The sequence below is a fragment of the Egbenema bharatensis FJBBOT/2019 genome, from assembly GCF_048077055.1.
Classification (GTDB): Bacteria; Cyanobacteriota; Cyanobacteriia; order Elainellales; family Elainellaceae; genus Egbenema; species Egbenema bharatensis.
The window spans coordinates 7001980-7024496 of the sequence record NZ_CP182236.1; the positions used below are offsets into that span (position 1 = coordinate 7001980).

Here is a 22517-nt window from a genome sequence, read left to right on the forward strand (position 1 = left end):
AGACCCTGCTCTCAACCAAATGTAAAATTCAACCTGAATATACACTTGCTTAAGACATAAAGTTTAACCCTAGCTCCAGAGTGCCACAGATCTGGGGCCATTGCGTTAGAAGCTAGGACACAAAGTTAGAGAAATGGAAGTCAGGGCGTACGGCAATATACTCCTGCCAGGTACGTTATGGATATACGGCAAAATAACGTACCTAGTAGGGGCGCACAGCAGTACGCCCTCACAGCAGATTTCTTCAAAAATTGGGATGCCATTTTGTTGCAGATCCCTGTGTGCTCCGCATACCCCATCGTCGGGGTATGACGATCTTCCTCGTTATTCCCCCTTCGTAGACTGGCTGTCCGTACTCGTTTTGGCTGTTTTGCGAGACTTGGCTGCCGTTTTAGTGGTTTTCTTCGTAGTACTTGCTTTCTTGGTGGTTTTGCTGCTGCTGGTAGTGGATTTGCTGGCGGCTTTGCCCGAAGATTTGCTGGACGATTTGCTGGACGACTTGCCAGACGACTTGGTGGAACTGCTGGAGGAGCTGCTGGAGGACTTGCTCGATCGCCCTTTCTTCTTGGTATTGGCTTTTTCCGTCAGGGCCTGAACTGCAATGTCCATCGTCACAGACTCCACGGTTTGCCCTTCAGGCAGGGAAGCATTGATCTTGCCGTGTTTGATGTAGGGGCATGGGGCCGTCATAGACATTGACAGGTTCGTTGTCCTCTGGATGGGCACCCAACTCCCGCAGGGGTTTTGCCGCCGCCTTACTGCGTCCTCGACCGGATTTCGGTTCAGAAAGCAGTTGCAGGGCCCGTTCTAGCGTCACCGTCAGCACATCATCTTCTTTCTTGAGCGATCGATACTCTGGTTTGCCCTCTGCCCCTTTGGCGTGCATGACGTAGGGGCCAAAGCGTCCCAGGTTTGCCTGAATCTTGGCTCCCGTTTCGGGGTGAACCCCCAGGGTTCGGGGTAGGGAAAGGAGACCTGTCGCCAGATCCATCGTGACATTCTGAATCGTGACTCCCTTCGGCAAAGAAGCCCGCTTGGGTTTGGGATTCTCGTCTGTTTTGTCACCCAACTGCACGTAGGCCGTAGGGGCCGATCAGGACATAAATTGGCTCTCCTGTGTCAGGATGCAGCCCCAGTTTTTCGGGGCCTTCGGTCTTCTGGCGTAGCAGGATCTGCACCTGTTCCGCATCTAGATCCGCAGGGGGCATATCCTGGGGAATGTTTGCCCGAACGGGGCCCGATTCATCCTCCGCTTCAATGTAGGCTCCGTAGGGACCCACCCGGACTTTCACATCCAGATCCTCCAGCAAAATCGATCGCGCCTGGTTGGGATCAATCTGACTTTCCTGCTGTTTGACCTGGGTTTCCAGCCCCGTTTCACCCAGGTAGAACTGATGCAGGTAGGGCAACCAGGCTGCCTCGCCTGTAGAAATTTCATCCAGGGTGCGTTCCATACGAGCGGTGAACTGGGTATCCACCAGATCGGGGAAGTAATTTTCTAGAAGGCCCGTCACTGCAAACGCCGTGAAGGTGGGCACCAGACTGTTGTTCACCATCTGAACGTAACCGCGATCGATGATCGTCCCGATAATGCTGGCGTAGGTACTGGGCCGACCAATGCCTTCACTTTCCAGGGTTTTGACCAGGGAAGCTTCCGTAAACCGGGCTGGGGGTTGGGTTTCATGACCGATCGCCTCCAAGTCTTGACATTCGGGATGATCCCCTTGCTGAAGCCGGGGCAGAATCACTTCCTGATCTTCGATCGCTGCATCGGGATCATCGGAACCTTCCACATAGGCGCGGAAGAAGCCTGGAAAATCGATTCGCTTCCCGGAAGCCCGGAAGCCTGCTTCACCCGCCTCTAGCTGCACCGTGATGTTGGTCTGGCGAGCTTCAGCCATCTGAGTGGCAACCGTCCGTTTCCAGATCAGGTCATACAACCGGAGTTCTCGTCCTTCTAACCCGGTTTCCTGGGGCGTGCGGAATGTGCTGCCAGCGGGGCGAATAGCTTCGTGGGCTTCCTGGGCCCCTTTGCTCTTGGTGGCGTATTGGCGAGGTTTAGGGCTGAGATAGTTTGAGCCATACATCTGCTCGACACAGCTCCGGGCAGCGGCGATCGCCTGCTGGGACAAATGCACCGAGTCAGTACGCATGTAGGTGATATACCCTTGTTCGTACAGACTTTGAGCCACCCGCATTGTGTCACGGGCTGAAAGCCGCAGCTTCCGGTTGGCTTCCTGTTGCAGGGTGGAGGTGGTGAAGGGAGCGGAGGGTTTGCGCGTGGTGGGACGTTCCTCAATGCTGGCCACCGTCCAGACTTCTTGCTGCAGCTGATCCTGGAGCGATCGAGCTTCCTCCTCACCCAGGAGTAGCACTTCCCGTCCCGCCGCAATCTGTCCGGTAGATTCATCAAAATCTGCCCCGGTGGCAATTCGAGTGCCTCGTAGCGAAACCAGCTTGGCTTCAAAGGGCGTTTTTTCCTGACTGAGAGTCGCTTTCAGATCCCAGTATGATCCTTTGCGGAAGGCGCGGCGTTGTTTCTCCCGGTTGACTAACACTCGCACTGCAACCGACTGCACCCGTCCCGCCGATAGACCTGTGGCTATTTTTTTCCAGAGTAACGGCGACAGGGTATATCCCACCAGGCGATCGAGAATCCGTCGGGTTTCCTGGGCGCGGACAAGCTGCTCATCGACATCGCGGCATTGATTGAGGGCGGATTGAATCGCATCTTCGGTGATTTCATGAAAGACCATGCGCTTAATGGGCACTTTCGGCTTCAACACCTGAAGCAAATGCCAGCTAATGCTCTCTCCTTCCCGGTCTTCGTCTGTGGCCAGCACTAACTCATCCGCATTGCCCAGGGCATCTTTCAAGGCTTTCACCACCTTCTTCTTGTCCTGCGGAATCACGTATAGCGGCTCAAAGTCCGCACCCACATTTACCCCAATCCTGGCCCAGTCTTCACCCTTGACGGAAGCAGGGATTTCACTGGCAGACTGTGGCAAATCACGGATGTGCCCCATAGATGCCTCGACACGATAACCACGAGGCAAATAGTTGCGGATGGTTCGGGCTTTGGTTGGGGATTCAACGATGACAAGAGTTGACATGGGATCAAATGCTCTTTAGAAAACTAGCAGCAAGCGGAAATGGATGGAATTCAGCAGGGATAACCAGGGATGACGAAGCGATCGAAGGGGGATATCAATCATTGGTTTGGCGTTTCAGCGCACCCTCCACCGAGGAATTCGGGGTGAAACCAGGCGCACTGGGGTAGACGATCGCATGGAGATCAACAAGTAAATCAAAAGAGGGCATATTCTTTAACATACCTTTGATGACGAGATTGATGCTGAAACTGGAACAGGATTTGCTGATATCTCCCTCAAATATGGCTACATCATCTGTCCTCAATGATCCGAATATAATCCGCAATAATCAGCCGTGGTTCCTGGTAAAAAGGGGCAGTACCGGGCAGTTCGGAATTTCTGTTCCGACGGTTCGATGCATTTTCTAGACCATACTCCAGATCCCTACTTTATAGTTCATACCAGCCAAAGCCTAGATTTGTCTTTTAAGATTGTCATCCTAATTTAACGGACAATTTAGCTGAGATGAAGTGGTTTCACGGGGTATGATCCACTATAAAGAATCGTTTACGATTCTCAAGGACTGCTGATACTATTCAACTTGCCAAAATCCTATGGACTTTGCCAACCTTGCCGCCCAGTTAAATACTGGAGTTATTCTGCCAGAGGGAATCGTCTTGGTGACCCTCATCACCGTGCTGGTGGGTGATTTGATCACCGGACGAGCCTCTTCTTCCCGTTGGTCGCCCTACGTCGGGATCGCTGGGCTGCTGGCGGCGATCGTTTCCCTCTACTTCCAGTGGACGACCACCGATAATCCCATTTCTTTCCTGGGAGCCTTTAACGGCGATGCCCTCAGCATTGTGTTCCGGGGGATCATCGTCCTATCCTGCGTAGTCACCCTGCTGATTTCAACTCGCTATGTCGAGCAATCCGGCACGGCCCTGCCAGAATTCATTGTGATTTTGCTGACTGCAACCCTGGGCGGAATGTTTCTGTCTGGGGCAAATGAACTGGTAATGATCTTTGTGTCTTTGGAAACCCTCAGTATTTCTTCTTACCTGCTGACGGGTTACATGAAGCGGGATCCGCGATCGAATGAAGCGTCCCTGAAGTACCTGCTGATTGGGGCAGCCAGTTCTGCCATCTTCCTCTATGGCGTTTCGCTGGTCTACGGATTATCCGGTGGGGAAACACGCCTCAGTGCTATTACAGAGAGCATTATCGTCAACAATGGCGAACAGTCTTTAGGGGTGGTTGTAGCCCTCGTGTTTGTGATTGCCGGAATTGCCTTTAAGATTGCAGCGGTTCCCTTTCACCAGTGGACTCCCGATGTCTACGAAGGATCACCCACTCCGGTGGTTGCGTTTCTGTCTGTAGGGTCAAAGGCTGCCGGGTTTGCCCTTGCCGTTCGCCTGCTGGTCAGTGCCTTCCCGATGGTGTCGGAACAGTGGCAATTTGTCCTTACGGCTCTGGCGATTCTGAGCATGATATTGGGGAACGTGGTTGCCCTGGCTCAAACCAGCATGAAACGGATGTTAGCTTACTCCTCGATCGCCCAGGCAGGATTTGTGATGATTGGGCTAGTGGTCGGGACGGATGCCGGGTATGCCAGTATGGTGTTTTACCTGCTGATTTACCTATTTATGAACCTGGGTGGATTTGCCTGTGTCATTTTGTTCACGCTCCGTACGGGCACAGATGAAATCACCGAGTACAGCGGACTGTATCAAAAAGATCCCCTGTTGACCCTTTGCCTCAGCATTTGCCTGCTTTCCCTGGGAGGCATTCCACCTTTGGCTGGCTTCTTCGCCAAAATTTATCTGTTCTGGGCGGGCTGGCAGGCAGGAGCCTATACTCTGGTACTTTTAGGCTTAATCACGACGGTCATCTCGATTTATTACTATATCCGCGTCGTCAAGATGATGGTGGTGAAAGAGCCAGAGGAAATGTCCGATGCGGTGAAGAATTACCCAGAAGTCAGATGGAATTTGCCGGGAATGCGTCCGCTGCAAGTTGGACTGATTATTTGTCTGGTCACAACCTCTCTGGCTGGCATTCTCTCCAACCCGCTGTTCACCCTGGCTAATAACTCCATTCTGCGTACGCCCATGCTATCCTCTGCGATCGTCACTCCAGTCGATGGAACGGCACTGTTCGATGAACCCTCGCTGCTTCCACGGGAACTGCGCTAAAGGTAAGGGCGCACAGCAGTGCGCCCTTATTACAGATGCCAGTTTGTTGCGGATCCCTGATTCGTGCAAAAATCCAACAAAAATCCAACCGGATTAACCCCCGATCGTTCCCGTCAAGGGAGAACTGGCACTGGCATAGGTTTTAATTGGAATCCGTCCCGCTAAATAGGCCAGCCGTCCCGCTTCCGTTGCTAATCCCATCGCTCGTGCCATTGCCGCTGGAGCCTGAGCCTGGGCGATCGCCGTATTGATCAGTAGGGCGTCTGCTCCCATTTCCATTGCTTGAGCTGCTTCGCTAGGAGAGCCGATCCCGGCATCGACCACAACAGGGACGTTAGCATTCTCCACAATAATTTGAATATTGGCTGCATTTTTGATGCCTTGCCCAGAGCCGATCGGGGAACCCAAAGGCATGACCGTAGCGCAACCCACTTCTTCCAGCCGTTGAGCCAGGAGGGGATCTGCATTGATGTAGGGTAATACGGCAAATCCTTCTTTGACTAGCTGTTCTGCTGCTTCCAATGTGCCGATCGGGTCGGGTAAGAGGTACTTGGCATCGGGAATGACTTCCAGCTTGACGAAGTTGTTATCCTCCTGTCCCAGCAGCTTTGCCATTTCTCGTCCCAATCGCGCCACGCGGATCGCCTCTTCAGCAGTTTTACAGCCTGCGGTGTTGGGCAGCATCCAGATGGTATTCCAATCCAATGCCTCTGCCAATCCTTCATGACCCGGAGCATTCGTCTGAACCCGTCGTACTGCAACAGTGACAATTTCACAACCGCTCGCCGCGATACTTTGGCGCATCTGATCAAAGTTGCGGTATTTTCCAGTTCCCGTCATCAGGCGCGATCGGAAGGTGCGTCCGGCGATGGTCAGGGGAGCGTCGGAGGGTGAAGGGGGAGTGGGGAGTGGGGAGTGGGGAGTGGGGAAGGAAAGGGAGGAATTAGTCGTTGAGGGATGAATCATTTGAGAGGAATTGGAGGGGGATTGTGAATGGGCCTGTTCGTTAGGAGATGGGGCGTTGGGGGATTGTCCCTGGGCGGACTGTCCGTTCGGGGAGAGGGACTGGGGGGGAGAGGGAGCCAGGAATCGCTCCCAGGAGAAGTGGGGGAGGAGTGGATCGGTCTGCTGGTTCCAGATGAGATCTGCAATCAGGCGGGCGGTCAGAGGGGCAAGCAGGATGCCATTGCGATAGTGGCCTGTTGCCAGGGTCAGGTTTGAGCACCGACTGGCTCCCAGGATGGGCAGTTCATCGGGGGTAGCGGGACGGAACCCCCACCAGCATTCCTGAATCGGAAAGTCCTTTAGGGCAGGATAAAGCTGAATTGCCGCATTCAGCAGCGTTTGCAGCCCAGCAGGAGTGTTGCCCGGAGTAAAGCCAACGTCCTCGACCGTTGCCCCAATGACGATTCTTCCATCCTGTCTGGGTACGATGTAAACGGACTCACCGTAGAGAATGCGCTGAAGGGGTAAGCTTGCCTGCTCGGTGTGGGGAACCTGTATGGATAGCATCTGTCCTTTGCGGGGAGAGACGGCGATCGGCAATAGTTCCTGTCCCCAGGCTCCGGTTGCCAGAATGTATTGCCCTGCCTGTACCTCTCCAGCACTGGTTTTGACTCCTGTAACTTGTCCCTGCTGTTGTTGAATTGCCTGAACTGCTACCCCTTCAGCAATGTCTATGCCCAGGTTTTGCGCCGCCGCTTGCAATGCCTGCATTAGGGCGCGGCTATCTACCTGCCCCTCTTCGGGATACCAATACCCCCCAATTACCGCCGGACTCAGTCCGGGTTGGGCATGGTGAAGGGCGGGGCGATCGAGCCACAGAAGGGAGGAGGGAGGAGTGGGGAGGGAGGAGGGAGAAGGGGAAGATTCTGGGCGAGGCTGTGCCCCAGGGGTGATGGGCGGTTGTAAGGAGTCGTCTTCTGAGGATTGATCCTCTAAAACGGGAGCCAGGATACCGCAGGGCCAATAGCCGACGGATGTACCGCTCAAGCTCTCTATTTTGCTCACCCAATCTGGGTAAAGAGCCAGGCTATTCATGCAAAGCTCCAGCATGGGGCTAGGGGAAATATTTTCAGCGGTAGGAGCCAGCATTCCGGCCGCTGCATGGGCTGCTGCCTGGCGGGTGTCTCGACTGAGGACAGTGACAGAAGCTCCCCTCAGCTTCAACTCAATGGCGATCGACAACCCCATCACGCCGCCGCCGATGATTACAATGTCTCTAGTTTGGTTCATGCGGGAGACTCAGATTCCTATCACTATTCCAATGACTCAACATCCGATGACTTAATATCTAATGACTGAACAGCAGCGCGTCGCAGAAACACTGGCGTTGACTTGTCCCATTCAAATGTTTGCCGGATTAATTGCCGGATCTTCAGTATTGCTCGTTTCGCTCAAAATCTTCAATTCGGTCATCACCACAAACCTGAAATCGGCCGTCGATCGCCAGTCGTATCAGCAGGCTGAGATTGAACTGCGCGAGTCGCCTGTCCAGTAATGGGATCAGGATAGCCATCTGGCAATTGATAAATTAAATCATCTCGCTGTCCGATCGGCTGTCTGGGGCGTGGATCAGGAATCGTGATCGTCCCTGGAGGCTGTTGCCCAACTGGATCATCGGTGCCAAAAACAAAGTTATCAATGCGTCGCCCCAAATCTCTCAAGGATTCCGGTAGATTGAACTCTCGATCGGTAGCTCTGGGTGGAAACGGTTCTTGCCGACCAGGGGGTGGCAGCGTCGGATCCGTGCGCGTTAAGGCGGCAGCACAGCCCCGACCCATTAAAACCAGGAGCAAAAACCCCAGTATGCCCAGGAATAATAGTCTGGCAAAGTTTTTGACTAAGCTCAGAGCTGTGAAAAATAGCCCGATGAAAATAATGCCAATGACTGCTATGAGGATCAAAAACCACTCCGGCACGATCCAGCCTCCCTAATGCCCACTTCTTCCATCATCGCTCAGGACTCCCACTCTGCCAAAGGGATATTACCAAAATCCCTGAATTGGACTGGGAGAGGGACTGGGAGAGGGAGTTGGGGAAGGAGCGATCTGCAGAGGGGATGGAGAAGGCTCTTCGGTTATTTCTGCGTCTGTCGGGGTAGGAGTTGGCGTTGGCTCTGGCGGAAAAGCTTGATCAATCACGGGTTCCAGGTCTTCGGCAGCATCCTGCAATCCTTCGATCGCCTGTGGAGGGGGATCGTTACCAATAATATTTGGGGAACCTTCTCCCAGTTGAGCTGAAGCAAACAGGGAAAGAGCCAAGGCCAGTAATCCTAGAGTCAGTGGCCGCATCAATCCCCGAATCGCGGTTCCGACGATCGCCAGGACTGCACTTGTGATCAAAAACCCTAAAAGTCCACCCACTTTTTTTTCCGCTACTCGAATAAATTAATTCTAGCCCTATTCCTACCGCCCTACCGCGATCGCCAGACTCACCAATATCAACATAGCCAGGATAATCCAGCCCGTATTCCGTCGCAGCCAAAATCTCAAAGCGGACTGTGGACTGGGTTTGTATTGCTTTGCTTTTTCTGCCTGTTCCGCCTGGTTATAGTACAGCGTACATTCTTTGGCAAACGGTCGCTGCGGGAAATTACAGGTGTCGTCTTCGTGGTACAGGCAGGAATCACACAGATACTCCTCTCCCGCCGATCGATGGAGGGTCATTCCCGGATGACCATGGGCCTTGAGCGTCAACTGGCAGGTAGGGCATATCACTGCCTGGGCTTTGACAAACTGATGACAACGAGGACAAGTCGGCATTGGCTAAACGGTTTAGACTCAACAGATTTTCAGTCAAGCTGTAATAAGGAATGCAAATTCAATAACCTGAAATTCTTGTGGGGTGGGCAGCGTTTCGACTGAGCTCAAGCCGAAGTCTTGCCCGCCCAGTCAGCGAAGTAAACGTTACACAGGTTATTTCAATCTGATCTTAAGCGGTGGGGCAGACGCAATGCCCCCTGATCCTAGCCTATTTAATTCCGCTTCCTCACCTGATACCGTTTTGATTCTAATAGTTCATAGACATCACCCATCGCTTCAGCAAACTGGGTTTCAACCCGATCGAGTGCCTCCGCGGGAATGGCTTGCCACTGCTCAAACGTTTCCCAGTAAATCACCTGAACCACTTCCGATAAGTCATCTGGGCTGATCCAGACTTCTTTACTAATAAAACCGGGATATTGAGATAAAAACGGAGTCCAAAGCTCTGCATCAACCTGAACAAATCTTTCTCTAGAGTCGGGAGAGACGCGGAATTTTAGCCATTCAATTGTCATAACGTGATCATTTGCCAGAATAGGACTGTAGGCTAAAATTAGCCAAATTTAATCATGGACTTGATTGCTCTGATTGGCTAGCTGCTTGGCATACATTTTGCACGTATTTTAGGGAATCCAGGATAAGGAAACCACGATGGACAATAACAATCTTCTTCAGCAGTTATTGATGCTTGGCATTGGAACAACCTCATTGGTGACGGATAAGCTGCGTGAGGTGAGTGATGAATGGGTGAAAGATGGCAAGCTGGATCCTGATCAAGCTGCTAACTTTGCGAATGATTTGATGCAGCAACTCAAGTCTGAACAGGGGAATTGGGATAGTCAGATGAAGCGGCAACTGCGCAACATGCTTCAGGATCTGGGGGTGGCCCGGCAAAACGAAATGGATGAATTGCGTGGACGGATCGATCGCCTGGAGCGGCAAGTGAGGGATTTAGAGAATCGACTTTGGCGGTAAGGGAGTACAGCAGTAATTGCCAATAGTCGCCTCAGTCACACCGTCCCATCGCGGCATTCGTAGCGGTAACTTGTAGCGGTAAACTGAGGAGTGGATTGCAAGTTTTGGAGGAGAGACCTTGCGGGATATTCTCATCAGCTTTGGCGTAATGGTGGTTTGCATTGTGTTTCTGGTAGTGGCTCAGGTGGTCGGGCAAAAAGATGAAGCGATCGCCGCTCGACTGCCCAATCCAACTGCCCCTAATCCACCATCCTCAGTTCAAATTGCTCAATCTGACACGGGCGCGTCTGATCTCATGCTTGATAATCAAACCGAAGATAACCAAAACGTTGTTACAACCGAATCCGGGTTGCAATATATCGATGTCGTGGAAGGCGAAGGGGCAACCCCTCAGTCAGGACAAACCGTCTTCGTTCACTACACTGGAACCCTGGAAGATGGTACAAAATTCGACAGTTCCCTCGATCGCAACCGTCCGTTCTCATTCCGTTTAGGAGCCGGTCAGGTAATTCGCGGCTGGGATGAGGGCATCAGCACCATGAAAGTGGGTGGGCAGCGCAAGTTGATTATTCCACCCAATCTAGGATACGGAGCCCGGGGAGCAGGGGGAGTAATTCCACCCAACGCCACCTTGATTTTTGATGTGGAACTGCTACGGATTGGCGGGTAAATGAGAAAACAGTGGGTCTGGTCAGCGTTGCTGGGAATGGTCGTGATGCTTACCCTGGTTGGGTGGAGCTTACATCAAGACCGATCGCCCAGCTTAGTATTCAGTGATCAACCCCCTGTATCTCCTCAGCAGGCTGCTCAGTCCACGCCGATCGCTCCTACTGTGAATGCAGAACGGCTCATGGCTGATTTAGCTACTTTTTCCTTTGAACGGTTTACAGAAGCCGATCGCAGTCGGGCCCGCCAGGAATTGCGGCAATCTCTGGAAATGGCTGGTTGGACTGTACAAACTCAAGCATTTGAGCACGGCATTAACCTGTACGCTGAACGGATGGGAACTGACCCAACCGCTGGGACAATTTTGCTGGCAGCCCACTACGATACGGTAGAACGATCGCCGGGAGCCGATGATAACGCTACAGCGGTGGCAACCGTTTTGGAAGCAGCCCGGTTATTCAGCCAACAGCCGACTCCCCGCACCCTGCAACTGGCCTTATTTGACCTGGAGGAAACGGGGCTAGAAGGCAGCACTGCTTTTGCTGAGGAAGTCGCTCAGGATGACCTCCAGGGAGTCATTGTGATGGATATGCTGGGGTATGCCTGTCAGGAAGCAGGGTGTCAAACCTATCCACCACTGCCGATTACGCCGCCCACCGATCGCGGTAATTTCCTGGCAGTGATTGGCGATCGGGGTAATCCAGCCTTGATTGACAGCTTTAACCCCTCTGAACCAGCGGATCTTCCCCCCGTTCTAACCCTTGCGGTTCCCACCTTCGGGCAGCTGACCCCCGACATGATGCGGAGTGATCACGTTCCCTTTTGGCGTAGGGGGATTGGAGCCGTTTTAGTCACCGATACGGCGAACTTTCGTAATCCCTACTATCATCAACCTGATGATACGGTGGAGACGATCGATCAGGCGTTTTTTGTGGGTGCAGCCCAGCGGGTTGTGAATGCTGCGACAACCCTGCTAACTCCGTTTTAGACAGCGTTTTCAAACAGCGTACCTAGAGATAACATCATGTCTGCCCAGACCGTTTTGACCCTTGCTCGACAGGGTGATCCACGGGCGATCGCCACCTTGATGAATTGCATCACGCGCCCCCACCAACTGCATACTCGAGTGCAGCAACAGGAAAGCAGCCTGCATATTTTGTTTGAAGCCAAAACCCTGCCAGACCAAGAGGAATCCGTTGAATTTGCCTGCGATAGCATCATGGCGCTGGAGCTAGAGCATGTTTCACAACTGATCATCTATGGGCGACAGCAAGGGCAACGGGAGTCCGTCTGGCAAAAGGTAATCACGTTAACTCCCCAGGAACATCCTGACTCACTGGGCGATCGGCAAACGCCAACTGGATTCTTTGACCCCTTTACCACAGCGGATGAAGCCCTGGAGCCCATTCAAGCTGACTCTGAAGCACCTGAGTTGCTCAAGCGTCCTGAAGCAGTACTATTCATTATTTTCGTCAGTATTTTTGTCTTCTGGGATGCCTATCTATCTTTACTCGAACCCGTCGAACCAGCCGATGAAAATGCCCGATCGCGGCTCTCAACTCGCCAACTAGCCCAACGGTTGAACACCACGCCCACCATCCTCCGGCACAAGAAACGCCTGACTGACTTTGCCGAGTGGTCACGCCTGCGCGATCCAGAGGGACTCAGTTGGGCCTACAGCAAAGGAACTTACTCTTCCCAACCATGACTTCTATCACCCTGGCCGACAGTAACCCTGAGCTTTGCCAGATTATTATCCAACACATCCTGGAGCAGCCCCACCATCGGATTTCCTTTGCCACCTTCATGGACCTGGCGCTCTACCACTCCCAGCATGGCTATTACTCGACGAAACAAGCCCTTGGCGGGATTCAGGATGATTTTTTTACCTCGCCTCATTTAGGTGCAGATTTTGGTGAACTATTGGCCAGGCAATTTGCCCAGATGTGGGAACAGCTCGATCGCCCCCAGCCGTTCACGCTGGTAGAAATGGGAGCCGGACAGGGTTTGCTGGTTCAGGATATCCTGCGCTACCTGCATCGGCATCACTTCGAGTGCTTTGAGACTCTGGAATATATTGTGGTAGAAAAATCCACTGCCCTGATTGCTGAACAGCAGAAACGCCTCCGGGGACTCACCCAAAATTGGCACCACCTGCACTGGCGAACCTGGGAAGAAATTCCGGCTCAGTCGATCGTCGGCTGCTGTTTTTCTAATGAGCTAGTCGATGCCTTTCCAGTGCATCAGGTCGTGGTTGAGGCGGGTCAGTTGCAGGAAGTTTATGTCACAGTGCAGGCACAAGCTGATTCCGGTTCTCCTGATTCCTTCATCGAAATTCTGGCTCCCCCTTCCACCTCTCAACTGGCTCAATACTTTGAAACCCTGGAAATTGACCTGCTGTCCGATCGCTATCCAGAGGGGTATCGAACGGAGGTGAATCTGGCGGCCTTGGACTGGCTGGAAACCGTCGCCGATCGCCTGCACCGGGGCTATTTACTGACGATCGACTATGGCTATCCTGCCCATCGTTACTACAGTCCACCCCGCAGCCAGGGCACGCTCCAGTGCTACTACCAACACGCCCACCATTCTGATCCCTATCGGGCGATCGGCGGCAGGACATCACCGCCCACGTCAATTTCACAGCCTTGGAGCGGTATGGTGAATTGATAGGTCTGGAACCACTGGGATTCACCCAGCAGGGACTATTTCTGATGGCGCTGGGATTGGGCGATCGGATTGCCCATTTATCCACTCCCGATCCGGATGTTCCCGTGCAGGAGATCCTGCGTCGCCGCGAAAGCCTGCACGCCCTGATTAATCCCATGGGACTGGGTAATTTTGGTGTATTGATTCAGGGGAAAGGATTAGGGAAACCGCAGGCGCGATCGTTACAGGGATTGGCAATGCCAGGAATGTAAGAAATCGCCAACAAAAGAGCACCCAATCTGGGAAGAAATCTGCTGTCAGGGCGCACTATTTACCCTCCCTCCTGGGCAGGTTATTTTTTCGCATTCCCCTAAACTGATAGATTGTGAAGGGGTAAAACCTCCCCCTATAACCTCTAGAGACTGAAGAATGTCCGATATTTTTGTCCTGGTGCGGGATCAGGATAATGTGGCTCTGACCTCGATCGCTGGCATTCCCTTTGTGGCTCGCCTGCAACAAAATGGAGAAATCCTGGCAGCAGAAACCGTTGACCTGATCTATGCCGATGCAGGATTCGATGACCTACCGTTAGGTCATTATGTTGTGACATTGCACCATGAGCGGGTTGAGCCAAAGGACGTTTCCTATGAAGTGAAAATTGACTTATCCGATGAAGTGATATTACTGACGTTCGTTTATTTGGAACCAGAGCAGATTCTGCTAAATGTTCACGCTGCCAGGGAAAAGAGGTTGTAGGTTTATGTTGAGCAAGGTCATTCCATCCCATTCCATTAAGGCATTCCGCTATCGTGTTCATGTTCTGGAAAAAGATCTGTGGAAAGAACAGAACCCCAGGTGCCGTGCCAATTTAGCCATGCAGCTTGCCGATGCTGCAACCACATTAGCCCGGTTGGAAATGCGGGAAGCTCAAAGGTATCAACTGCTCGATGCTTCTGATTCGATGAATCCTGGTGTTAATGTTAGGGTCGATGGTCGTGGCGATGCGAAGGTCAATCACACCGTCGAACGGGATGATGGCAGGGATAACACTTGCAGGGCGGATCAATCTCCCCCTTCCCCGATCGATCGTCATCATGATTGCGAGGAATCTTAAACTTTACAACTGCCTTACATTTGCTGTTGGCAGAACGTCCAGGAAGCGGTCTAAACTGGATGCACTGCTGCAATAGCGGTAGATTCACCGATTAGCACAAGCTCAGTATTGACAAGCCTATTTATGATTAGCTGATTCATTATGGGTTGCAGCTACCTCCCATTGTCCTGACGGTCTTCCTGCCTTGCCATCATGGCTTTAAATTGGGGAGTTTATCCCTCAGTTTGGGCAAACTAAAAATGGATGTTTAAACGGGGTTTCTCCCTGGCTCCGGAGCAAATGGTTATCGTTCAAAGCGTTACCGTAGGCTTGGATCAGCGATATTTAATCTAGTATTAGGAAATAGTCAACATCTGGGAAAGCACTCAGTTGAGCGAGATGGAGTCCGACGAGAGACGCTCATGCCTATCATCAAAGAGAAATTCACGATTCGGTTTTGGGGAGTGAGGGGCAGCATTGCCTGTCCGGGGCAGAGTACGGTGCGTTATGGCGGCAATACGTCTTGCGTGGAAATGCGCGTTGGTAATCATCGCCTCATTTTTGATGGAGGAACAGGTTTAAGAGTTTTAGGGCAAACGCTGCTGGCTGAAATGCCTGTGACTGCCCATATGTTTTTTACCCACTCCCACTGGGATCACATTCAGGGTTTCCCCTTCTTTGTGCCTGCCTTTGTCCCTGGCAATCAGTTCACGATCTACGGTGCGATCGCCCCAAATGGTTCCACCATTGAGCAGCGGCTGAATGATCAGATGCTCCACCCTAACTTCCCCGTCCCCCTCCAGATTATGGGAGCCGATCTGGAATTTAAGGACATCGAAGCGGGAGAAACTGTGATGGTGGGAGACGATGTGCGGGTGGAGAGTGCCTTACTGAACCATCCTGGCGAGGCGATCGGCTACCGGGTGAACTGGGAAGGACATGCAGCAGCTTATATTACCGATACAGAGCATTTCCCGGATTATCTGGATGAAAATGTGCTGTGGCTGGCCCGCAATGCTGATGTAATGATCTACGATGCCACCTACACCAATGAAGAGTATTACTCGGAGCGATCGAGTAAGGTGGGCTGGGGCCATTCTACCTGGCAGGAAGCAGTCAAGATTGCGAAGGCGGCTAACGTAAAGCAGCTTGTGATTTTTCATCATGACCCGCTGCATGACGATAATTTCATGGATCAAATCAAGGAAAACACCGCCCGACAGTTTCCCGGCAGCATTGTGGCCTGGGAGGGGTTGGAAATTGATTTGCTGGCCAAAACTGCGGTCGTTTCCTAGTTATACTGGCTCATGACCGTTCTGTGTCAGAATGTAAAGCGTGTGGATTGTAGATTCTCTTGATCAAGTTAAAGCTCCAACCTTCGTTGCCCTGGGTAATTTTGATGGCATTCACCGGGGGCATCGACAGGTCATTCAGCCCATTTTGGGGACAACCTACGCCACAGTGGTGACGTTTCATCCCCACCCTCAGGAATTTTTTACTGGACAACGTCGGGATCTTCTAACGCCGATCGCTGAAAAATCTCGTCACCTGGCCGAACTGGGCGTACAGCAGCTCGTTCTGCTACCCTTTAACCGAGAATTGGCAGATCTCACTCCGGAAGCCTTTGTGGCAGAAATTTTGGTGCAGCAACTTCAGGCCCAGCAAATTAGTGTAGGGCAGGATTTTTGCTTTGGGCGGCAGCGATCGGGTACCACGGCAGACTTGCAATCGATCGCAGCAACGCATGGCATTCCAGTTCAGATTGCCCCCCTTCACACCTGTCAGGGAGAACGTATCAGCAGTTCTGCGATTCGCCATGCCCTGAGTGAAGGCAACCTGGAACGAGCCAACCAACTCCTGGGTAGACCCTATAGCCTGATCGGCCAGGTGATTCAGGGACAACAGCTAGGACGGACGATCGGCTTTCCCACGGCCAACCTTCAGCTTCCCCCAGAAAAGTTTTTGCCCCGCCAGGGGGTTTACAGTGTGTGGGTGTATCGACTGGATTCAGCACAACGACCGTTACCCGGCGTGATGAATCTGGGCAATCGTCCCACGGTGGATGGTGCCAAACTCTCCGTTGAAGTCCATTTACTGGACTGGTCAGAGAATCTCTATGGTGAGACATTGATGGTCAATCTGGAAGGCTTTCTGCGGGCTGAACAGAAGTTTGCCTCGTTAGACGATCTCAAGGCTCAGATTCAACGGGATTGTGATGTGGCTCGATCGCGGCTCACGGTGACACCGCTTTCAACTAACGGTCGTTCTATTTTGTGAAAGATAGAGAAAAACCATAGGGTCATGTTGTCTCGGTTGCTGACCCATGCAGGCAAGATGCCTGCGCTACGGTTGGCTGATCGTTATCGAAATGTAAATGGGCAATTAAGAAAGCGTTCAAATTGGGTACTCAGGAAAGGGGGCACTTTATTGTGAAGTTACTCTCAGATATCCATGAATGCACTTAGAGGAAAATGCTATGAAACGTCTTGTGGTTTGCTGCGATGGCACCTGGCAAGATTTAAGCAAAGAGTATCCCACCAACGTGGTGAAAATGGCGCAGGCGGTTAAAACCGAAGGGACAGCCATTCCCCAAATTGTGTTTTATGGACAGGGAATTGGCTCTGGCGGAGAGCTACTGAATCGTGTGGGCGGTGGAGCCTTCGGTTGGGGAATTGATGAAAATATTCAAGATGCCTATCGCTTTCTATGTTTGAACTACGATCGGGGAGACGAAATTTATCTATTCGGATTTAGCCGGGGAGCCTACACGGTGCGAAGCCTGGCTGGATTAATTCGTTGTGCGGGTGGATTGCTGCCCCGAAATGAAGTTCGTCAAACTCCCAGGGTGTACGACATTTATCGTAGCCAGGTACATAAAGACAATAAACAAGACATGAAGCGGAAAGCTCAGGAAATGCAGCAGGTTAGCTCCAGAATCCGGGCTGTTCGCATTACGTTGCTGGGCTGCTGGGACACAGTCGGTTCCCTCGGCGTTCCCCAAACCATTCCGCTGTTGAGCAAACAAGTTAACAAGAAATATCAGTTTCACGACTATCAACTCAGCAATATTATCGATCACGCGCTTCATGCCGTGGCGATCGACGAGCGGCGCAAAGTGTTCGATGTGACACCTATGGAGCAAAGCCAAAACAATATTAACGACGGGCAAAAACTGCGGCAGGTCTGGTTCCCAGGCGATCATGGCTGCGTAGGGGGGGGCACAAAGGATGTCCAGGGACTATCGGATGCGGCCCTGGAATGGATGATTAAAGAAATGCAGGCTATGGGACTGGGTCTAGAGCTAGATCCCAACCTGGTGGAATGTGACCTGACTGCAACCGATCCAGCCAAACGGTATGGGATTCACCCCAATCACGCCATTGAGTTTACAACTAAAGTGGGTCTGCTGTTTAGGATGGGAGGACTACACGATCGCCCCATTGCTCAATCGAACGAGAACCCTGCTGCCATCCTGGAACAACGCCTGCATGAAAGCGTGATGAAGCGGTGGAATTATGCATCACTTAAACCACCCTATAGACCCGAAAATTTGAAAAAGTTTAAAGATGCCATTGAAGAGTACCTGAAGAGAGCCGCTCAAGCCGCTCAAGAAGTGGTTGAAAAAGCGCAAGAGACGGTTCAGGACGTTGCTGGAAAGACGCAAGAGGTGGTTGATAACCTGGCCGACATGGCAACCGATCGAACAAACCAATAGGGCACAGTAACCGTAGGGGCAATTTGCGAATCACCCCTAAAAATGCAAATTGAATTATCTGTAATTCTTGTGGGGTGGGCATCTTGCCCGCCCAGTCAAACAGGCAGAATGATTACAGGGGATCTGTAATTCTTGTGGGGTGGGCATCTTGCCCGCCCAGTCAAACAGGCAAAATGGTTGCAGGTTGTTTGATCCACAAGCCCTACCGTCAACTTGCCGAAAAATGCGTGCTAACCTACCGTTCAGGGAATTCTTAAGGTAGAACAGTCCAGGGGGGATTCTTCCCACCGTCTACCTTTTTTCCTAAACCTTTTTTTCCCGAACTATGAGTGACAGCATTGCAACCCTCGTCCACAACCTCGGACGCACGATCGTCGGTAAACAAGATGCGATTCGCCTGGTGCTGGTCGCGCTATTTTCTGGCGGTCATGCCCTGCTGGAAGATGTGCCTGGCGTGGGAAAGACTCTGCTGGCCAAGTCCCTGGCGCGATCGATCGAGGGACAATTTCAGCGGATTCAGTGTACGCCCGACTTGCTGCCTGCGGATGTCACTGGTACAAATATCTGGAATCCCAAAACCGGCGAGTTTGAATTCTTACCCGGCCCGGTGTTTGCCAATGTATTGTTAGCTGATGAAATTAACCGCGCTACTCCTCGCACCCAATCGGCTTTGCTGGAAGTGATGGAAGAACATCAGGTGACGCTAGACGGCAAAACCCGATCGGTTCCTAACCCATTTTTTGTCATTGCCACCCAGAACCCGGTGGAATACCAGGGTACTTTTCCCCTACCGGAAGCTCAGATGGATCGGTTTGCCCTGTCCTTTAGCCTGGGTTATCCGACGGAAACAGAAGAACTCCAAATGCTGCAACGACTTCAGCAAAATCTGCAAGCGGAGGATCTTCAGCCCTGTATTTCCCTGGCTGAGGTAGAAGCTTTGCGCCAACGCTGTCGTCAAATTCGCGTCGAAGCTCCCCTACAACAGTACATTCTGGATCTGGTGCGATCGACCCGCCAAAACGAAGAGATCGTCCTGGGAGTCAGTCCCAGAGGTTCTGTCGCTCTCCATCGAGCCGTCCAAGCCTTCGCTCTGTTAAACGATCGAGACTACGTGATTCCCGATGACGTGAAATACCTCGCCCCCTTTACCCTGTCCCACCGAATTATTCCTGCCAGCGGACGGCAAGCCAAATTCCTGGTTGAACAAGCACTTCAGTCGATCGCAGTTCCCTGACCCAGATCATGATTGTGCGCCCTAGCCTGGAGCAGGTCGAGTCGGTCGAGAAAAGGATGATCCACCATTGTCTCCATTCCCGCCCTCTTCGTCTTCATCTTCGGGGTCTTCAGCCATGTTAGGGCTAATCAGCGTGATGTCGTACTCATCGGGGGGGACGGTGGTAATCGCATCCCGCCGCAGTAAGTAGTAAATCGCCTGCACCTGCGGACCAAATATTACCTTGTCCTGATCTTGCAAATCGTGAGCTTGCAGCTTGCGACCGTTAATCAAAAGACCATTTGCACTGGCTTTGCCCTTCAGGTTGCCATCGACAATTCGGTAGTAGAAACTGCCATCTTCATTCGGTAGCTGCACCAGCGTGGCATGGCGACGAGAAACGAACTGGGAAACCAGGCGGATATCACATTTAGGATCTCTGCCGATCGAGTAAACGGGACTATCCAGGGTGTATTCCCGCCTTCCCTTGTCATCCTCAATGATCAGTAAATGGCTTTGATGCGGTGCTGAAGTCATCGGGTGGAGAGTGGACACTAATAATGACGCTACTTACTAGATTTGTAAAGAATGATTGAAAAAGTCCGGATTGTGAAAAGAGTCTTAATTTAACGGCTTTGATTTTTTATCCTAGCCTCGAATTGCTCCTTTTGGATAAGGTTTGGATCAAGGGAGTTTAAACAAAGACAGAGAACCTAGAGCAGGACAATTTCTGCTTTTTCCTGTTCTAGCCTAGTCGCCAAACTTCTTCAAGCCATCGTTTTAATATTAATTTTCTTGAAGTCACAGATGAACACGGTGCTGAAACTATAGTTCCCTATTCTGAATTTGAATCAACTCAAATTTTACCAATCCCAAATCCTGCCAGAACCAGACAAGACTCGATATGATAGTTAGCCAGCCTGGTAGCAGCGGCTCAACCTGAGTCAGATTGGATCCGTTTAAATTGGTGAAATTGAGATGGTGAAATTGAGATGGTGAAATTGAGATGGTGAAATTGAGATGGTGAAATCCAGATGGCGAAATCCAAATGGCGAAATCCCAACTAGGGGAGGCAAAGTCCAGGGTGCAGGAGTTGAACCTGCCTGAGGCGAATTATGAGTTCGCTGCCTAAACCGCTCGGCCAACCCTGGAAAGATTTCTATATACTAGGCACTCATTGTATCCTGAGACAGTATGGATGTGCAGCTATGAAAGTAAATCCGGCAGTTGCTTTAACGTTAATTTTATTGTCCCTGATGCTGGGGGCAGGCATTACCAGCGCGATGTGGGGGTATCGGCTGGGGCGAGAGTCATTGAAGGGAGTGACTCAACCGAACACTCGACCCATCAGTGCTGAGGGTACTCAGGGGCCGACGGGTCGGCGTGAGGAATTAGTCTTTTTCAATGAGGACGATATTCTGGCTAATGTGAAAGCTCAAGTTCAAGGAATTCCCTCGGATGAAAACCCACCCCAGTAGTTTCTGGTTTGCCAATTATTTCCCTTTGCACTTGTAAATGATTCCCCTCGCCCTTGGTGTATTGGCAGCAGCCAGTTCTCTGTCTTCCCTGTCGGGGTCAGATATTTCTTTGCGTTTGCTGGCTGTTTTTGTCCTGATCGCGATTAATGCTTTCTTTGTAGCGGCTGAATTTTCGATCGTCTCAGTTCGTCGATCGCGGATTAATCAGTTGGTTTCGGCGGGTGATATTCAGGCCAAAACCGTTCAAGATCTCCAGCGGGGTCTCGATCGCCTCCTGTCTACGACTCAACTGGGCATTACCCTGTCTAGTCTGGCTCTGGGCTGGATTGGCGAAGGGACGATGGCGGTGCTGTTAGCAACTTGGTTTACAAATTGGCCCCTGCCGGAAGCCACTCGCGGGTTTATGGCCCATTCCATCGCGGTTCCAGTCGCTTTTTTGCTGATTGCCTACTTTCAAATTGTCCTGGGAGAATTGTTTCCCAAATCCGTTGCCCTGATGTATTCTGAGCAGTTGGCCCGGCTGTTGGGCGCACCAAGCATGGCGATCGCCCGGTTATTTAATCCATTTATCTGGGTGTTGAATCAGTCTACACGCTGGCTGTTACGACTGGTGAGGGTTCCCTACACGGGACAGGGCTGGTTTAGTCGAGTCACGCCTGAAGAGTTGCAGCTGATTATCAGTACTTCAACGGAGTCTCCGGGACTGGAGGAAGAAAAGCGAGAATTACTGACGAATGTATTTGAGTTTGCGGAGGTGACAGCGGGTGAAGTCATGGTTCCCCGGATCAGCATTGTGGCGATTCCCAAAGATGCCACCTTTACAGATGTGCTGCATGAAGTGATGGAGTCAGGGCATTCTCGCTATCCCGTGATGGGGGAATCTCTGGACGATATGCAGGGGATTCTCCACTTCAAGGCCCTGGCGGAACCGTTTGTTCAAGGGGAACTCACCCTGAATAGCTCGATTCTGGACTGGATCCGTCCGGCTCAATTTGTCTCTGAGACCATTCCTCTGGATGAATTGCTGCGCCTGATGCGGCGATCGGGGCAGGCGATGGTCGTCGTTGTTGATGAATACGGGGGGACGGCGGGATTGGTCACGTTGCAAGATTTGGTGGCGGAAATTATTGGAGAAACCCGCGAACCAGAGGATGATGACGAAGAACCCACCCTGCAAATTTTGGATGAGCAAACGTTTCTGGTGCAGGCCCAGACCGATCTGGAGGAGGTCAACGAACTGCTTGATCTGGGGCTACCGTTGGCGGAGGATTATCAAACCCTGGGCGGATTTATTATCTATGAAATGCAAAAAATTCCAACCGTTGGGGAAGTCCTACTGTACGGAGCCTACGAAATGACCATTGAGTCTGCCGATGGCCCCAGGCTCGATCGCATCCAAATTCGTCGTCTGGAACCCCCAGGGGACGATCGGTTCTCTGAGGATGATGTGGATTTGATGGAGATTCAGGATGAGGGCGATCGATCGGGGGCTGAGGCTGGGGAGAATTTTGATCCAGATTTTGATGCAGAACCCAGAGATCCCTTAGCGGATCCCCCGTCGCCACCGCCCACGTCTTATCCCAACGGGGATACCGACTCCCTCGGTTTTACCCTGGATTTTGATTCTGATCCCCCTAACTCATCGAATCATTTTCGTCAGGGTTAATGGGCCGTTGG

19 protein-coding genes, 1 tRNA gene and 2 pseudogenes are annotated in these 22517 nt (G+C 51.9%); 14 read left to right on the top strand and 8 right to left on the bottom strand.

The window, feature by feature from the left end; genetic code table 11:
• Positions 1–324 precede the first annotated feature (324 nt).
• Positions 325–3113, bottom strand: a pseudogene (gene topA, locus ACM1PF_RS32615) (type I DNA topoisomerase).
• Positions 3114–3706: 593 nt separating this feature from the next.
• Between topA and ACM1PF_RS32620 the strand changes: the two are divergent.
• On the top strand, positions 3707–5287 hold the full coding sequence (locus ACM1PF_RS32620) for an NAD(P)H-quinone oxidoreductase subunit N (RefSeq protein WP_416670592.1): 1581 nt from the start codon (positions 3707–3709) through the stop codon (positions 5285–5287).
• Positions 5288–5380: 93 nt separating this feature from the next.
• On the opposite strand, the gene thiO is transcribed toward ACM1PF_RS32620, so the two are convergent.
• The 5 genes from thiO to ACM1PF_RS32645 all read right to left on the bottom strand — a co-directional run bounded on the left by thiO (position 5381) and on the right by ACM1PF_RS32645 (position 9566).
• Positions 5381–7522 carry a glycine oxidase ThiO gene (gene thiO, locus ACM1PF_RS32625; RefSeq protein WP_416670593.1) on the bottom strand — a complete coding sequence of 714 codons (2142 nt, stop codon included), beginning with the start codon at positions 7520–7522 and terminating at the stop codon, positions 5381–5383.
• Between the two features lie 182 nt (positions 7523–7704).
• The gene (locus ACM1PF_RS32630; RefSeq protein WP_416670594.1) at positions 7705–8208 is read right to left on the bottom strand and encodes a hypothetical protein; all 504 of its coding nucleotides are present in this window, start codon (positions 8206–8208) and stop codon (positions 7705–7707) included.
• 66 nt (positions 8209–8274) lie between these two features.
• The gene (locus ACM1PF_RS32635; RefSeq protein WP_416670595.1) at positions 8275–8652 is read right to left on the bottom strand and encodes a hypothetical protein; all 378 of its coding nucleotides are present in this window, start codon (positions 8650–8652) and stop codon (positions 8275–8277) included.
• 42 nt (positions 8653–8694) lie between these two features.
• On the bottom strand, positions 8695–9051 hold the full coding sequence (locus tag ACM1PF_RS32640; RefSeq protein ID WP_416670596.1) for a zinc ribbon domain-containing protein: 357 nt from the start codon (positions 9049–9051) through the stop codon (positions 8695–8697).
• Between the two features lie 212 nt (positions 9052–9263).
• Positions 9264–9566: a TIGR03792 family protein gene (locus ACM1PF_RS32645; protein WP_416670597.1), complete on the bottom strand. Its 303-nt coding sequence runs from the start codon at positions 9564–9566 to the stop codon at positions 9264–9266.
• Between the two features lie 136 nt (positions 9567–9702).
• Between ACM1PF_RS32645 and ACM1PF_RS32650 the strand changes: the two genes are divergently transcribed.
• The 11 genes and pseudogenes from ACM1PF_RS32650 (at position 9703) to ACM1PF_RS32700 (ending at position 19383) form a co-directional block, all read left to right on the top strand.
• Positions 9703–10026, top strand: coding sequence for a phasin family protein (locus ACM1PF_RS32650; protein ID WP_416670598.1), 324 nt, complete (start codon positions 9703–9705; stop codon positions 10024–10026).
• A gap of 118 nt (positions 10027–10144) precedes the next feature.
• Positions 10145–10696, top strand: coding sequence for an FKBP-type peptidyl-prolyl cis-trans isomerase (locus ACM1PF_RS32655; RefSeq protein WP_416670599.1), 552 nt, complete (start codon positions 10145–10147; stop codon positions 10694–10696).
• A complete protein-coding gene (locus tag ACM1PF_RS32660) occupies positions 10697–11680 on the top strand; it encodes a M28 family peptidase (RefSeq protein WP_416670600.1) in 984 nt (327 codons plus the stop codon).
• A gap of 36 nt (positions 11681–11716) precedes the next feature.
• The gene (locus ACM1PF_RS32665) at positions 11717–12400 is read left to right on the top strand and encodes a hypothetical protein (RefSeq protein ID WP_416670601.1); all 684 of its coding nucleotides are present in this window, start codon (positions 11717–11719) and stop codon (positions 12398–12400) included.
• Positions 12397–13613: pseudogene (locus ACM1PF_RS32670) on the top strand (class I SAM-dependent methyltransferase). The gene ACM1PF_RS32665 and the pseudogene ACM1PF_RS32670 overlap by 4 nt, the downstream one beginning before the upstream one ends.
• A 157-nt stretch (positions 13614–13770) precedes the next feature.
• The gene (locus ACM1PF_RS32675) at positions 13771–14097 is read left to right on the top strand and encodes a hypothetical protein (RefSeq protein WP_416670602.1); all 327 of its coding nucleotides are present in this window, start codon (positions 13771–13773) and stop codon (positions 14095–14097) included.
• Between the two features lie 4 nt (positions 14098–14101).
• Positions 14102–14455, top strand: a complete 354-nt coding sequence (locus tag ACM1PF_RS32680; protein WP_416670603.1) for a hypothetical protein — start codon at positions 14102–14104, stop codon at positions 14453–14455.
• Positions 14456–14856: 401 nt separating this feature from the next.
• Positions 14857–15729: an MBL fold metallo-hydrolase gene (locus tag ACM1PF_RS32685; RefSeq protein WP_416670604.1), complete on the top strand. Its 873-nt coding sequence runs from the start codon at positions 14857–14859 to the stop codon at positions 15727–15729.
• Between the two features lie 40 nt (positions 15730–15769).
• On the top strand, positions 15770–16711 hold the full coding sequence (locus ACM1PF_RS32690) for a bifunctional riboflavin kinase/FAD synthetase (RefSeq protein ID WP_416670605.1): 942 nt from the start codon (positions 15770–15772) through the stop codon (positions 16709–16711).
• A gap of 199 nt (positions 16712–16910) precedes the next feature.
• On the top strand, positions 16911–18149 hold the full coding sequence (locus ACM1PF_RS32695; RefSeq protein ID WP_416670606.1) for a DUF2235 domain-containing protein: 1239 nt from the start codon (positions 16911–16913) through the stop codon (positions 18147–18149).
• A 325-nt stretch (positions 18150–18474) separates the two neighbouring features.
• Positions 18475–19383 carry an AAA family ATPase gene (locus tag ACM1PF_RS32700; RefSeq protein ID WP_416670607.1) on the top strand — a complete coding sequence of 303 codons (909 nt, stop codon included), beginning with the start codon at positions 18475–18477 and terminating at the stop codon, positions 19381–19383.
• A 21-nt stretch (positions 19384–19404) separates the two neighbouring features.
• On the opposite strand, the gene ACM1PF_RS32705 is transcribed toward ACM1PF_RS32700, so the two are convergent.
• Together ACM1PF_RS32705 and ACM1PF_RS32710 are read right to left on the bottom strand one after the other, a co-directional pair.
• Positions 19405–19899 carry an FHA domain-containing protein gene (locus ACM1PF_RS32705; RefSeq protein WP_416670608.1) on the bottom strand — a complete coding sequence of 165 codons (495 nt, stop codon included), beginning with the start codon at positions 19897–19899 and terminating at the stop codon, positions 19405–19407.
• Positions 19900–20440: 541 nt separating this feature from the next.
• A tRNA-Ile gene (locus tag ACM1PF_RS32710) sits at positions 20441–20513 on the bottom strand.
• 57 nt (positions 20514–20570) lie between these two features.
• Here ACM1PF_RS32710 and ACM1PF_RS32715 point away from each other — a divergent pair.
• Both ACM1PF_RS32715 and ACM1PF_RS32720 read left to right on the top strand, forming a co-directional pair.
• On the top strand, positions 20571–20840 hold the full coding sequence (locus tag ACM1PF_RS32715; protein ID WP_416670609.1) for a hypothetical protein: 270 nt from the start codon (positions 20571–20573) through the stop codon (positions 20838–20840).
• Between the two features lie 37 nt (positions 20841–20877).
• Positions 20878–22506: a hemolysin family protein gene (locus ACM1PF_RS32720; protein ID WP_416670610.1), complete on the top strand. Its 1629-nt coding sequence runs from the start codon at positions 20878–20880 to the stop codon at positions 22504–22506.
• Positions 22507–22517: the final 11 nt, after the last annotated feature.